The organism is Streptomyces sp. NPDC001339, assembly GCF_042895955.1.
Taxonomy (GTDB): Bacteria; Actinomycetota; Actinomycetes; order Streptomycetales; family Streptomycetaceae; genus Streptomyces.
This window is the reverse complement of the sequence record NZ_JBIAWT010000009.1, coordinates 52,182-65,463: the sequence shown is the minus strand read 5'-3', so window position 1 is coordinate 65,463 and position 13,282 is coordinate 52,182. Positions and strand designations below refer to the sequence as shown.

Genomic DNA, 13,282 nt, shown 5'->3' with positions numbered 1-13,282 from the left:
GCCTGTGGCTGAGTCCAAGAGCACGCCTGTCACGCCGGAGCTGTACGACTACGTCCTCGCCCATAATCCGCCGCTGAACGCCGCGCAGCGGGGCATCGTGGAGCTCACGCACCAGCGGCTGCCCGAGTCCGCGATCATGCAGTCCGCCGAGGAGCAGGGGCCGTTGCTGGCGTTCCTGGTGCGGCTGATCGGCGCACGGCATGTCGTCGAGGTGGGGACGTTCACCGGGTTCTCGGCGCTGTCCATGGCCCAGGCGCTGCCCGAGGACGGCACGCTGATCGCCTGCGACGTCTCCGAGGAGTGGACGGCGTACGGCCGGGAGGCGTGGGCGAAGGGCGGTGTCGCGGACCGTATCGAGCTGCGGATCGCGCCCGCGCTGGAGACGCTGCGGGCGATGCCCGCGCAGCCGCATATCGACCTTGCTTATCTCGATGCGGACAAGGGCGGCTACATCGCCTACTGGGAAGAGTTGGTGCCGCGGATGCGGCCCGGGGGAATGATCGTCGCCGACAACGTGCTGAACGCCGGCAAGGTCGTCGACCCGGCGGCGACCGGGACGGCCCTGGCGATCAGGGCGTTCAACGACCACGTGCGGGCGGACGAGCGCATGGAGTCGGTGATGCTCACCGTGGCCGACGGTCTGACACTGGCGCGTAAGCGGTAGCGGTAGCGGCAGGGCGCTTCTGGCGGATCTCCGCGGCGCCGCGGAGATCCCTCACAGGGCAGTACACCTAGCCGCAGCAGCCGCCCCCGCAGCAGCCGCCGCCACCGCCGGGCCCGCCGCTCGGTGCGGGGGCGGTCGCCGACCCGCCGACGGCGACCGTGGAGAGGAGCTTCACGGTGTCCTTGTGCCCCTCGGGGCAGACCGCCGGGGCGGAGGACTCGGACATCGGCCGGTTCAACTCGAAGATCGAGCCACACGGGCGGCAGCGGTACTCATAGCGAGGCATGGCCACAGATTAGCCGTGGCGCCACTCGGCGCACGACGTCGCCGGACCACTCGGCTCGATGCCCTGGGTCCACGCCCTGGGTCCACCGTCGTGCGCTTCGGTGGCCGTGGCCCGCTCACCGTGCACACGCCGCCTTGAACTCCGCCGCGCGCTTGCGCAGCTCGTCCAGATCGCCGCCGTCCGCCGCATCACCGACCAGTGGTGAGCCGACGCCCACAGCCAGCGCTCCGGCATCGAAGTACGCCTGGGCCACGACCTCGTCCACGCCGCCGACCGGCACGAACGGCACCTCGGGGAACGGGCCGCGGAGCGCCTCCAGATACGCCGGACCGCCGACCGACGCCGGGAACAGCATGAGTGCCGATACGCCCAGTGCCTCCGCCGCGATCACCTCGGACGGGGTCAGTACCCCGGCGAGCGTGGACAGCCCCTGCCGTACGGACTCCTCGAGCCCTGCCCCCAGTCCGGGTGCCACGATGAGATTGGCCCCCGCTTCGGCAGCGCGGCGGGCATCCTGACTGGTCAGGACGGAGCCGACGCCGAGCCAGGCCGCGTCGCCGAGCTCGGCACGGACCCGGCGGATCACGGAGAGCGCGTCCTTGCCGCAGAGGGAGAGCGAGATGAGCGGAAGGTCTGCCTCCGCAAGTGCCATGGCCGTACGGAACGACGCCTCCGCATCCTTGCCCCGGATGAAGGCAACCAGTCGCTCGGCCCGGAGCGCTTCGCTGAAGTCCATGGCGTTTCCTACTTTCTCCGCTCCCCGCCGCGGGTGTGCCGCGCGGGTGGGGCCTTCGGGCGCAGGGGTGGTGCCTCCGATTATTCCGGGTCGGCGGGCATGGCGGGCCCCCGTTCCGCGGTAGTGACCCAGCTGCGCCGGGGAAAGCGCGAAGAACCGTCCTGAGGGCTCTCCCGGGGACTGGTCCCGGGGGTCGCCTTCCGGCTCTCCTCAGGGCTCCTCAGGGCTGCTCAGGGCTCCTCAGGACTCTCCTGGGTGAGGAAGTCCGGGGTGGTGGAGGCGACTTGAGGGCTGCCCGCGGGCGGGACGTCAGGCACAGGCCCAGGGGCGGCACTCGCATGCCGTCAGGACGTACCGAGCACCCCAAACCCACCTCGGTACGCCCTGACGTCCCCGCCCGGCTCACCCCTCCTTGCCGCCGCTCCCGCTCCCGCTCCCGCTGCTGTCGCCGCTGCTGCCGCTCGCGCCCTCACCAGCCCTTTCCGTGGTGGTGGCGGCCGCGGAACCGGCGCCACCACTCTCCCCGCTCCTGTGGGCGCTGATGCTGGTGCTGGTACCGGGGCCGATCGAGCCCAGCCCGGCGTGCAAGGAGCCCTGCATCTTGACGCGCCAGGATTGCCGTCCGGCCGTCATCCCGGGGATCGGGTGCCATTCGCCACGGTCGAAACGTTCCGCTTCCTCCGGGTGCCGGGCACGCCAGTACGGGTTGTTGTGCGGGAGGCCGCCGCTGACCCGTCCGTACATCCCGAAGACCAGCAGCATCAGCCCGACCACAAAGCTGAACAGGACGTTCTGGATCCGGAAGGCGAGGAAGTTCGCATCGGTTCGCAGCACCGCCAGGTTCACGAATCCGCTCAGCAGGAAGAGCACCCCGAAGACGATGTTGAGGGTCGAGGCGAAGTTCCCGCCGATCACCATCCCGCTGACGAGGATCGCTCCGACGACGATCGAGAGCACGCTCAGCGCGCCGTTGGTGTTCAGACCGGCCACCGCGTTGTCGCCGGTGTCGAAGAAGCCGATGTTCCGGGTGAGCCCGAGGACGCCGAACGCGATCAGCACCAGGCCCATCAGCCCGGCCCCGATGCGGTAGACCCTGCTGAGCCGGTGGTCCAGGGGCAGGTGCTCATCGAGCCGGGCGCGGGCATGGCGTCCCGTGCCCCGCCGGTGGAAGTGCCCCATGGGTCCGGGCAGGGTCTGGCCAGTAGCCCCAGTAGCCATGCCGGCCTCCTTCGCACAGATGCGCCGCCTGGGCCGTATCACTCACACTCCAGGATCCGCCCGGGGGCCGCTTCACGCCATCGCGCGCGGAGAGGAGGCGGTCAGGAGGGGAGAGGAGGCGGTCAGGAGGGGGATGGGAAGCGGTCAGGAGGGGGAGAGGAGGCGGTCGGAGGGGGAGGGGAGGCGACGACAGCCTGTGAGGGCCCCGCGGCTCAGGCCCCGGTACCGCCCCGGGCCTCCCGGATCTCCTGCACCACCCGGGCCGCGGTCTGCCGTACCGCCTCGGTCTCGGTCAGGAAGTGCCACCAGTCCGGATGCCGCCCCTCCAGGCCCGCGACCGCACGCTCCAGCCGCGCCACCGCGTCGTCCAGGGGACGGGCGTGCCGCGGGTCCGGGGTGCTGCGACCGGCCATCGCCAGCCGCTGCGCGTCCCGGATCGCGAAGCGGGTTCGTTCGACCTCCTGCTGCCGGTCGAACGACACCGCGTCGAGACGCTGCAGGCGGTCACCGGCCGCCGATACCGCCTCGTCCGTGGTGTCCAGCAGCGCGCGTACGGTCGCCAGCAGGCTGGTGGCATCCGCCCAGCGCTGCTCGTCCCGTGCCTGCTGCGCCTCCCGCAGCTTCACCTCGGTCTGCCGGACGGATTGCACGGCCTTCTCCGGTACCTGCTGGAGGTCCTGCCAGCAGGCCGCGCTGTAGCGTCGTCGCAGCTCGCTGAGGACCGGATCGACCTTCTCGGCGCGTGTGGTGATCGCCTGGGCCCGGGTCCGCAACGACACCAGCCGCTTGTCGAGCTCCGCCGCCCGGGCCGGCAGCCGCTCGGCCTCGGCCCGTATGTCCTCCGCCTTGCGGAGCACCTCGTCGGCGCGCCGGATCGTCTCCGGTACGCCGTGCTGCCCGGCGCCCTGGTTGAGCTTGGTCAGCTCCGGCCCCAGCGCCGCGAGCCGGGCCGCGAGGTCATCGGCGCGCAGCCCGTTCGCCCGGACCTCGTCCAGCGCGTTGCTCGCCGCCAGCAGCGTCTGCCGGGCCCGTTCCACGGCCGGGGCCAGCCGGGCCAGCTGCGTCTCCGCGGACCGCAGCAGAGGCCCCAGTCCCTGCGCGAACCGGTCGAGCTCGCCCTTGACGCGGTTCAGCTCGTCCCTGGCCCGGGTGAGATCGGCCCGCGCCCGGGCCACCGCGGCGCCGTCGAGATCGTCGCGGTCCAGATCATGGGAGTCGACCGCGGTGATGTAGCCGTGGCTCACCTCGTCGATGCGCCGGCTGAAGCCCTCGTAATCCGCGGCGGCCCGCTGGGCCTGCGGCGAACTGTCGACGGCGGTGATCGTCTCCAGGGAGATCCGCAGATCCCGCTGCGCGCTGTCCAGCTCGTAGAACGCGGCCGCGGCGGCATCCTTCGCGGCCTGCGCATCGGCCCGCTGACTCTCCCCGCGCCCGAACCAGCGACGGGTCCCGCCGCCCGCGAACGACATCGGCACCGACGCCGCCAGCGCCGCCAACAGCGGCAGCGGCAGCAGGGCCAGCGCCACCGTGTCCCGGACCGGACCCCCACGCGTGCGACGGCGTTCTCGCTGCTCATGCGGCTGCGTGTGTGTCGCCGTCACTTCCCTCTCCCGATCGGATCGCCCAGTGCCGGGTGCCATTCTCCCACTCACCGGAACGAACACACCGGCCGGTAAGTTCGCACTTCGCGCACGGGTTTTTCCCGCACTGGTTTGCAGTTCGGCCCCGAGGGCAAGGTAGTCTGTCGGCTCGACGAGGGCGCATAGCTCAGCGGTAGAGCGCTGCTCTTACAAAGCAGATGTCGGCGGTTCAAATCCGTCTGTGCCCACCACGCTGACCAGCGAAAACGCAGAAAATGCCCTTCCAGACATGATCTGGAAGGGCATTTTTGCGCCCCGGGGGACAGGCGGGGGACAGGGCGCGGGGCGGCGGTTCCGCAGTCCACGAGGCGAGACGTTCAGCTCGCGGAGTGTGATTCGACGGCTGCCTTCTGGCCGCCGAAACCCCACAGACGACAGAGCGCACATCCGGGCTGGCGCGGTCACACGCGGCCTGACGCGGCAAGAGGCGGATGTTCATGCGCTGACCAGGGCATTCACAGATCGCCGACTGCTGCTCGGCATTCGCAGCCTCAGGAGCTTCACAGGATGCTGCCTATCGCTCCGAGGTCACGCGTCGGGAGCTCCGGTATGAGGAGTTCACCGGCTGATCATGCGCTTTCTTGCCCCGTTCGTCAGTGCCTGGGCGTTGCAGTCCTCGCAGTGGTCGGAACACAGCGCCGCTTCGCTCTGCGTCTGGCCTCTGCCGCAGGCTCGGCAGTTTGCCCAGGCCCGTACGGTGAACACCACCTCGGGTGAGCCGCACGAGGTGCACCGCATCCCGTGGATGCGCTGCATGTTCCCGTCCCCGCTGGGCGTGCTGGCGGCGTAGCCCTGGAGCTGGACGTGCGCGCTCAGCCTGTCCACTTCGGGGATGTCTGGGCGCTCGCGGTTGATGTACAGCCACACCTGGTGGCCGATGGTCCGGTTTGAGGCGAGGGGGTGCGCTTCGATCTCGATCGTCCAGCAGGGGCTTTGCGGCTTCCGGCCGACGCCACCTTCAGCCGCCTCGTAGTACGTCACGTGCCACACGGCCCGCCAGTCCTCGTCCAGGCCCGGTCGCTGCGCGTTTGCGCGCGGCATTCTCATCGTTGTCACGGCCGGCGTCCTTCCTCGTCGCGGGGCGACTGTGTGGCGGGGGGTGAGGGCAGCGTCATCCGTTGGGTTGCGGGGTCCCAGCGGCATTCGCGGTAGAGGCGGTTGAAGTCGTGCATGGCGTTGGGGTCGTCGGCGTTGCAGGGTTCGTATCCGTCGGGGGTGGGGCGGCAGTAGAAGCCGTATTCGGTGCATTCGGCTTCTCCGGGGAACTGCCCGGTCCAGATGGTGGTGCAGTTGATGTTGGGGTGGCAGTTGTTGCGTTGTAGTCCGGTGCGGGCGCATCGGGCGATGTCGCATCGTTCGGCGTGGAGTGCGCCGGGTGGTGTGGAGCAGTCGGGGCACGGGTTGTTGCCCGTGGGTTTGAGGAGGGTTCGTGGGCGGGCGTTGGTGGGAGTGGTGAGACGCCCGAGCCAGAGGGTGCGGAGGGCGCGGTTGAGGTCGTGGTTGTTGGCGATGGTGTGGAGACCCAGGGTGCGGTGGATGAGTTCGCGGAGGAGGGTGGGGTGGAGTTGGGCGGTGGCCCAGTGCAGGGTGAGTCCGCGGTTTGGGTGGTGATGGGCCCAGGTGGTGCGAATGCGGGTCGAGATGGTGATGGATAGGTCCCTGTTTGGGGTGTGTGCGGTGATCTGTGGCTGGTTGATTCTCAGCCATTCACGGCCGGTTTCGGCGTAGAAATTGATGAGGGTTCGCTGTGCTTTGTTCGCATTTAGTGCCGTAGTGCGCCGCATATGGAGCCAGCCGCCGGTCGGGGTGCTTCGCAGCTGACGCAGTGGCTCGTTCTGGTCGTTGTCAGAGATGATCCGGAGGCGGTGCGGACGGCCAAGAACATCGAATCCTGCACCGGGGATGAGTTCCTTGATGGGGTCGTCGGGTGTGGTTTTGTCGAGGTGGGCGCGCTGCCGGTAGATCCATGCGCGGCGTCGTTCCACGAGTGTGGCGGCGTCTGCATCGGTGGTGGTGTGGGGGCCGCGGACGATGATGGCGCCGTGCTTGGTGACTGTGAGGCCGAGGGTGGTCCTGTTGCTGGTGCGAATGGTGACGTCGATGGTGCCGACTCGTATGGTGCGGTCGGTCGAGGGCATGGTCGTGTGTCCTTGGCGCGGAGGAAGGAGCGGTCGGCGTGGCTGCTTTGCCGGGGTCAGTGCTGGCTGCACACCCAGGTCTGGGGAATGCCGTGGACTGGGAGGTCCAGGACGTGCTGGGCGGTGCGCCCGCAGAGCTGGCAGGTCAGGTCGAAGGCGCGCAGCATGCGCAGGGGGCGTATCGGCTCGTCGTCGCGCAGGGTGATCGGCGCGTCCTGGTCTTCGAGGGTGAGCAGCCACAGCGGTTGGAGGTGGCGTCGCCGGGCGAGGATGGTCAGAGGGCTGTCGTCGCCGAGAAGGGTGAAGGTGTCGCCTTCACGCAGGGCGGTGGCCTGGACGGTCGGGGTCTGTGTGACGGTGACGATGAAGCCGTTGGAGGGCGCGGTGGTGCTCATGGCGGTCTTTCCGTGATGGGTGCTGCTGGACAGTTGTGGCGTGTGGTTTAGAAGAGGGCGCGCTGGGCGGGGTCTTGACCGCGCGCCTTGCGCTGCCGCAGGGCATAGTCGAGGGCATCGTCCTCGTTGTCGAAGTGGGCGACGATGCCCCTGAGGGCGTCGAAGAGGCCAGCGCGGCGACCCGCGGCGCGGTGGGTGCGTTCGGTGGCGAGCAAGGCGCGCATGGTCAGGAAGTGCTGCTCGTCGTCACCGCAGATGTCGCGGATCTCTGGTTCCGTGTTCGGGGCCTCTTGGCCGTCCAGTTCCAGGGCATCGCGCCACAGGTGGTCCCAGTCCGCGTCCCGGAGGTCCCGACTGGAGATCTCGGTCAGGTCTCCCAGGAGTCGTATGGCGTCGTTCCGGAAAGCGTCCGGGTCGTCCAGGGAGCAGGATTCCCAGAGTTCATGCCTCATGCCGACCTCTGTCAGCAGGAGTTCCGCCACTTTGTGGGTTGCGCTCACGTCATGTCCTTCGGTCTGTGTCCAACAGGGCCTGCGGCGTGGGAGGCCCGCTCTGCGACGGGCCTCCCACAGGGGGCGGCGGGTCAGGCTGCGGCCGGCTCCGGCTCCTGGTGCTGCTCGGGCTCCTCAGCGCCCGCGGCGCTCTCGTCCGGCTCAGATGGGTTGGCCTTCGTGTCCTGCTTGGCCTTCTCCTCCTGCTGAGCACGGCCCTTGGCGACCGTCTTGGTTTCGATCGTGCTCAGTGCGTAGCCCTCTGTTTCCAGGAACGTCAGCCACGCGACGGTCTGCGGATCGATGTTGCGGCGCCAGGCCGCGTCGTCCATGTGCTCGCTCTCGTGGGCGGCGGCGGCGTGGGCGAGGAGGATCCGCCAGGAGTGTGCGGGGCTGGTGCGGGCGATCACTGCGCCGAACGGATCGGCCACGCGGTCCCACTGACGGTGGCCTTCGTTGGGGTCTTCGACGCCGAGGAACCGTGCGGTCAGGTCGGTCCGCTTGCGGCCGACGAAACTCTCGTACGCGTAGCTGGTGCCGGTGATCATCGACAGGATCAGCGGCCACATCCGGGTGCTGGGTTCGGGCTGCTGGCACAGGTCTTTGATGAAGTCGTAGCGGACGTCGCGGGCTTGGCGCCATGCCTTGTTGTTCTCGATGACCAGCCGTCGCTCGGCCTTTGCCGCTTCACGGTCCGGGCTTGCCTGCGCGGCCTTCTTGGCGGCCTCAGGGGTGAGGGCGTGGCCGTGCCGGTGCCAGGCGGTGCACAGCCAGATCACTTCTCCCTCACTCGCATCGATGCATCCTGCGTGCCCCGGGCAGTCCTGGTGTGTCTGGGAGGTCTGCGGCTCACCGTCGTCGGTAAGAAGGTCAGTCAGGGGACGCGTGCTGGTGTCGGACCAGCTCAGACGCCACTTGATGACCGGGATTTCCGCAGCGGTCAGCTCCTCGACGAGCTTGGCGCACCTGTCTGCGAGTGCCCTCTTGGCGCGGAGTTCCGCGAGGGCGTGCTTCCAGTTGCCGCGCTTGGTGTTGCCCTGGCGGATATCGCGGGTCTTGGCGCGCTGCAGGGTCCACAGGGCGTCGTCGACGCCTTCAACCTCCTGGAACTCGGCCAGTTCCACGAGGTTGAAGTCCGCCTCGACCGCATCGGCGAGGGCTTGGTCGGACAGCTTGGATGCCTTGGTAGCGGCGGCCAGGTCAGCGGGCTTGAAGCCCATGGCGCGCGCATGTCGGGTCTTACGGGTTTTGGGAATGTTCATGAGGGCGAGCTGTTTGGCGGCGTCGATGTCGTCGCGGACGGTGGCCTGTCGGCGGTGCTTGTTCTCGATGAACGACACCGTCAGCGCCGCGTCGTCCACGCCGGCCAGGTCGTCGCGGATGATCGCCGGGACCAGTCGGTAGGGCTTGTTGCTCTTCTTGGCCTTCTTCGCGGCGGCCAGGGCGGCGTTGTTACGGCGCTGTCCGAAGATGATGCCGAGCTTGCCCTCGTGCTCGCCGGTCTGAGGGCGCAGCACGAGCGGCGTGAGGACGCCGAACTCATCGACACTGGCCTGGAGGTCAGCGTCGGGCTGGGTGGTGTCCTCGCCGCCTGCGCCGTCGCGGTGCTTGCGGTGGTTGTACGGGTCGATGACCAGGTCGTGGGGGTCGACCCAGGAGAAGCGGCCGGTGAATCCCTCAACGGCGGCCGGGCGGGTGGCGGTGCTCATGGTCGTGGACTTTCGCGTAGAGGGGTGGGCGCACGGTGAGGTGCGCCCACCCGGGTGTGTGGTCAGTGGGGTCAGGCGGCCGCGGGGGTGGTGTGGCGCTTGTTCGTGCGCTTCGCCGACGTGGGGCGGCGTCCCGTGCTCTTCGTCTTGGTCTTCGCGTTGGTCTTCGCCTTGGTCTTGGCGGTTGAAGAGGCGGTGACCGGCGTCGGGGTGGGCTCCGCCGCGTCGGCTGCGGCGTCTTGGCTCTGCTCGGCGGGCGCCTCGGCGGTGGGTGGGATCGGTGTCCCGTTGGCGCGCAGGCGGGGGCGGTGGCCGTCGAAGGCGGGCAGCAGAACCGTGCGGATGGCGGTGAGGATCTCCTCCAGCGGGGAGTCGGTGCTGAAGTGGACGCCGGTGCTGTAGCGCACACCCTTCGGCAGTCGGTTCTTGCCCGTCTGGTCGGTGCCGGACGACTTCTTGGGGGCGGGTCCGCCGACGGCGAAGGTCTGCACGGCTTCGCCCTGCCACAGGTGACGTATGCCGATGGCGCGGCCGTCGGGGTGGATGAGACGGATCGCCTTGTCCACGAAGCCCGCGGGGTTGTCGTCGGTGTCCTCGCGCCAGCCGTCGCCGAGGGCGTCGGCTATGGGCTTGGCCAGCAAGTACAGGTCGAACTCGCTGAGGACTGCCGCCTCCGGGGCTTCGACGTCTGTCGTGTCGGTGCTGGCGGCGTCAGGGGTGATGGTGTCGGTGCCGGTCATGGGGCTGCTCCTGTTCCAAGAGGTGCGTAGATAACGGATTTCGAGGGCGTTCCCCCTCAACCCGTAAGTTAATTCTACTATGTTAAGGGGGTGGGTCAACTGCGTTCATGCAGGTCAGGTAGGGGGTGAGAGGCTAAGCGGCGGGTGTGAGGGCCCGCTCCATCAGGTGCTGAGTCCTGTGGATGGCGCCGATGATCTGCGCCTTGCCGAGCATCTCATCGCGGTGCTCGAACACGGCGCGCGCCTCCTTCATCGCGTCCTCGACGGCGTTCGGATTCGCCAGCGAGTCGGCGCACGCGACGGTGACACGAGGGCCGAATGCCCAGACGATCGCGTTCACCGAGGCGCAGGCTGCGGCTATCGGGTCGATGTCCACCATCGACCACTGGAAATCTGCGGGATCGTGGCCGCGCTCACGAAGGATCTGTGCGGCTGCTCGCAGTAACCCTCCGCTGCCAGCGCACGGGTCATGGATATGCTCGCTGCCCTTCAGTTCACGCGTACCGAGACCGATGTCGACGATGGCCTCCAGGTTGGTCGCCTCGGCGATGACGTCGGCGATCGGCGGTGGGGTGTGGTACTCACCGAGGCCTTGCCGTGCACCGCGGGAGCGCAAGCTCGTCATTACTGGCGACAGGGCATCCGTCGCCGAGCGCAGATACGGGTCCTCGTGTGCCGTCAGATCGAACAGGCCGCGCTTCAGGGCGGTTTCGGTGACGGCGCGCACGGCGTGCATGCGGTATTCGTCGAGGTCGTCGTTCAACCACTCGTGCAGGATCCGGGCGCGCTCGATCAGATCTGGTCGATGCAGCCAGTGCATCGACCAGATCTCGCGGAGCATCGCGATCAACTGCGGACCGTCCTGGGTGAGGATCTGCGCCTTGAGGCCCGGGCCGTTCGGGTCCTTCTCCCTGATGAGGGCAAGTGCGGCGACCACGCCGATCGGCACCTCGATCGCGGTGCCACCGTGTCGGTTGTGCCACCGCTCGGCCACCGCTTCACCGATCTCCAGGGCGTGCCGGTGCGGGTCGCTTACCGGGCGCGGGCGCCCGGAACGTCGAGTCCCGGGGCTGCTCACCGCTGCGGCCGGCTGTGGCCGCTCGTGCTGCTGCGGTGGAAGGGGGGGTGTCTTCGGAGCTGCGGTGAACGTGGCAGGGATGGGCGCGGGCTCGGGGGCGAGTTCCGCGAACAGGTCAAGCTGAGTCACCGTGGTCTCGCTTTCTGTAAGGGGAGGTGGGTATGAGGAGACCCGCCCCGAAGGGGCGGGTTGCGAGATGAGGGTGCGCCCCGAGCTGAGCCGCACCCTCACTCCTTCAAGGGTTAATTTTACTATGGCTGAGGGGAGGGTAAACCGCGAACTACCAGGTCAGCGGGGGGTTAGGCCTGTGCAGGCTGGAAGCGGGCCATCCAGTCGTCAAGGTCGCGAGGGCAGATCATGCGCAGCTGCTCGATGTAGTGCGCGGCCATGCGGGCATGCAGAGCCCTGGCTTTCTCGGTGAACATCACCCGCACCGGCAGGTGTCCTCGCCCGGAAGGCCACGTCAGCCGACTGGAACCTGGGGCGGCGGCCTCGATGTACCAGGTCAGGTTCGCCAGGAGCCTGCCGGGCGTCTGGTCCTCAATCGCCTCGGCCTCCATGGGTGAGATTCCCTCCGCGTCGTCGGCGAGGAAATCGAGCGAGCTTCCGAGAGCGGCGTCGCCTGGCATGTTGACCCACACGCGCTGGCCGTGCGCGTCGTCCGCTTCGACGTCGGTGACAGTCCGGTTGTACGCCAGACAGGTTCCGCTCCGCTTCGACAGGTACAGCACGGCAACCCGGTCGCCTCGCTCGTACTCGGTCATATCGACAACTCCTTTTGCTTGAGGACTACTTCGAGGCGCCGGTGACGGCGCGTACGGCCTGGGCGCGTATCAGGGTGGCTGGGCAGGGGCCGGTGAGAGCCCTGATGCGGTCGAGGACCTGGTCGTGGTCGTCGGTGCATACGGCGCGCTGCATGGCGCCGAGCGCCTCAGCCACATCGGCCGGGGTGGTGGGGTGCGCCCGCCGGCACGCACAGGCCCCGGCCGCGTACGCGGACAGCGCCGCAAGCAGGCGCGGATGCTCGCTCTGCGGAACGCAGCCGCGATGCCGCATCGCCGGGCGAGCCCTGCGCAGATGGCTGTAGAAACGAGTCCCGGACCAGCCGCACATCAAGCAGGCGACCGGCCACAGCACGTCACTGCCCGGGTATCCGCCCCTCGGTGCCCAGCCGAGCTCATCGATGCGGGCGACCGCTAGCGCGGCCGAGGTGACGTTGCGGACGGTGGGCCCCAGCCCGGCCAGATAGCTGCCAAGATCCTGGCTGGTAGGGCAGCCGGAAAGGGCCGGCGGGGGAGGTGCTTCGGAGGTCATGTGTTCCTTCATCGACAGGTGGGGGTCAGGCGGTGTAGGCGCGCAGGACCGCGTAAGCCGTGGCGATCGGGGCCGCGGGCAGAAACAGAGCCATGGGAGCGGCAGGGTCTGTGGCGTTGGCGTCGTGGCGCACCGTGACCTGCTGATCGGCACTGCGCAGGATCGTGAACCGGGGCCCGGCCAGCGACGGCGCGGCACGCAGCGCCGGGAGCGCATCGAGCACGGTGTACACCTCGGCAGCGAAGCCCGCGGGCGCCGTGGACCCTTGGACTGTATGCGGCTCGGGCGGGGCCGCCTCGGCGCAGCGGATGGCCCGGTCGACGGACAGACGGTCCAAAAGAAGCCCCACCGTGCCGCCGTAGGGGGCAGGGATGCGGACACGGATGACGGGCTCACCGTCGTCGCTCTTGTGCAGCACGATGCTGTCGGAGTCCGCTTGCGCTTGGGCGACGGCCGCGATGCGGGCGCTGCGCAGGGGAAGGGTCAGCAGCCGCAATGCCGCATACGCGTCGCGTCGGCCGAGGCGCGGCAGCACTTGGCTGTGGATCAGTTCCGCAACCGTCTGTCCGCTGGCCTGCGCAATCGGCATCGTCGCCGTGATCTCGGCGGGGTTGCCCGGCGTGCTGCTCATGGCGGCGAGGGTGCTGATCCGCAGCCCCCCTTCGGGCAGGCGCAGCTGAACGCGCAGACCGAAGGGGTGGACGACGATCGCGGTGCTCAGCAGACCGGTCACCGACCAGTCGGGGCCAAGCGCCCTGGCGGTATCGGTGGCGAGCGTGAGCAGACGTGCGGGGACAAGGCTGGTGTCGTACGGCATGGGGTGCTTTCTGAAAGAAGTGCGGCCTCGCGCAGTGCGCGGACTGCTGTGGGTGT

15 protein-coding genes and 1 tRNA gene are annotated in these 13,282 nt (G+C 68.9%); 2 read left to right on the top strand and 14 right to left on the bottom strand.

Going from position 1 to position 13,282, the window contains the following annotated elements; all coding sequences use genetic code 11:
* Positions 1 to 4 precede the first annotated feature (4 nt).
* A complete protein-coding gene (locus ACFY12_RS25825) occupies positions 5 to 664 on the top strand; it encodes an O-methyltransferase (RefSeq protein ID WP_390718282.1) in 660 nt (219 codons plus the stop codon).
* Positions 665 to 731: 67 nt separating this feature from the next.
* On the opposite strand, the gene ACFY12_RS25820 is transcribed toward ACFY12_RS25825, so the two are convergent.
* From ACFY12_RS25820 to ACFY12_RS25805, 4 genes are all read right to left on the bottom strand, one after another.
* Positions 732 to 950: a zinc ribbon domain-containing protein gene (locus tag ACFY12_RS25820; protein WP_390718281.1), complete on the bottom strand. Its 219-nt coding sequence runs from the start codon at positions 948 to 950 to the stop codon at positions 732 to 734.
* A gap of 115 nt (positions 951 to 1,065) precedes the next feature.
* Positions 1,066 to 1,686, bottom strand: a complete 621-nt coding sequence (locus ACFY12_RS25815) for a bifunctional 4-hydroxy-2-oxoglutarate aldolase/2-dehydro-3-deoxy-phosphogluconate aldolase (protein WP_390718280.1) — start codon at positions 1,684 to 1,686, stop codon at positions 1,066 to 1,068.
* A 402-nt stretch (positions 1,687 to 2,088) separates the two neighbouring features.
* On the bottom strand, positions 2,089 to 2,904 hold the full coding sequence (locus tag ACFY12_RS25810) for a DUF4383 domain-containing protein (RefSeq protein WP_390718279.1): 816 nt from the start codon (positions 2,902 to 2,904) through the stop codon (positions 2,089 to 2,091).
* A gap of 212 nt (positions 2,905 to 3,116) precedes the next feature.
* On the bottom strand, positions 3,117 to 4,505 hold the full coding sequence (locus ACFY12_RS25805; protein ID WP_390718278.1) for a hypothetical protein: 1,389 nt from the start codon (positions 4,503 to 4,505) through the stop codon (positions 3,117 to 3,119).
* A 155-nt stretch (positions 4,506 to 4,660) separates the two neighbouring features.
* Here ACFY12_RS25805 and ACFY12_RS25800 point away from each other — a divergent pair.
* A tRNA-Val gene (locus tag ACFY12_RS25800) sits at positions 4,661 to 4,735 on the top strand.
* Between the two features lie 367 nt (positions 4,736 to 5,102).
* Here the strand turns inward: ACFY12_RS25800 and ACFY12_RS25795 are convergent.
* The 10 genes from ACFY12_RS25795 to ACFY12_RS25750 form a co-directional block, all read right to left on the bottom strand.
* On the bottom strand, positions 5,103 to 5,600 hold the full coding sequence (locus ACFY12_RS25795; RefSeq protein WP_390718277.1) for a hypothetical protein: 498 nt from the start codon (positions 5,598 to 5,600) through the stop codon (positions 5,103 to 5,105).
* Complete coding sequence (locus tag ACFY12_RS25790) at positions 5,597 to 6,682, bottom strand: YgjP-like metallopeptidase domain-containing protein (RefSeq protein WP_390718276.1); 1,086 nt, start codon at positions 6,680 to 6,682, stop codon at positions 5,597 to 5,599. Before ACFY12_RS25790 ends, ACFY12_RS25795 begins: the two co-directional genes overlap by 4 nt.
* A gap of 56 nt (positions 6,683 to 6,738) precedes the next feature.
* Positions 6,739 to 7,077: a hypothetical protein gene (locus ACFY12_RS25785; RefSeq protein ID WP_390718275.1), complete on the bottom strand. Its 339-nt coding sequence runs from the start codon at positions 7,075 to 7,077 to the stop codon at positions 6,739 to 6,741.
* A 47-nt stretch (positions 7,078 to 7,124) separates the two neighbouring features.
* The gene (locus tag ACFY12_RS25780) at positions 7,125 to 7,577 is read right to left on the bottom strand and encodes a hypothetical protein (RefSeq protein WP_390718274.1); all 453 of its coding nucleotides are present in this window, start codon (positions 7,575 to 7,577) and stop codon (positions 7,125 to 7,127) included.
* An 83-nt stretch (positions 7,578 to 7,660) separates the two neighbouring features.
* Positions 7,661 to 9,277, bottom strand: coding sequence for a ParB/RepB/Spo0J family partition protein (locus tag ACFY12_RS25775; RefSeq protein ID WP_390718273.1), 1,617 nt, complete (start codon positions 9,275 to 9,277; stop codon positions 7,661 to 7,663).
* A gap of 71 nt (positions 9,278 to 9,348) precedes the next feature.
* Positions 9,349 to 10,017, bottom strand: a complete 669-nt coding sequence (locus tag ACFY12_RS25770) for a hypothetical protein (protein ID WP_390718272.1) — start codon at positions 10,015 to 10,017, stop codon at positions 9,349 to 9,351.
* Between the two features lie 133 nt (positions 10,018 to 10,150).
* Positions 10,151 to 11,011 (bottom strand): N-6 DNA methylase, encoded by an 861-nt coding sequence (locus tag ACFY12_RS25765; protein ID WP_390718271.1) that lies wholly within the window; start codon positions 11,009 to 11,011, stop codon positions 10,151 to 10,153.
* A 383-nt stretch (positions 11,012 to 11,394) separates the two neighbouring features.
* Positions 11,395 to 11,859, bottom strand: coding sequence for a hypothetical protein (locus ACFY12_RS25760; RefSeq protein WP_390718270.1), 465 nt, complete (start codon positions 11,857 to 11,859; stop codon positions 11,395 to 11,397).
* A gap of 25 nt (positions 11,860 to 11,884) precedes the next feature.
* A complete protein-coding gene (locus ACFY12_RS25755) occupies positions 11,885 to 12,409 on the bottom strand; it encodes a hypothetical protein (RefSeq protein ID WP_390718269.1) in 525 nt (174 codons plus the stop codon).
* A 25-nt stretch (positions 12,410 to 12,434) separates the two neighbouring features.
* Positions 12,435 to 13,226 carry a hypothetical protein gene (locus tag ACFY12_RS25750; protein WP_390718268.1) on the bottom strand — a complete coding sequence of 264 codons (792 nt, stop codon included), beginning with the start codon at positions 13,224 to 13,226 and terminating at the stop codon, positions 12,435 to 12,437.
* Between the last annotated feature and the right edge of the window lie 56 nt (positions 13,227 to 13,282).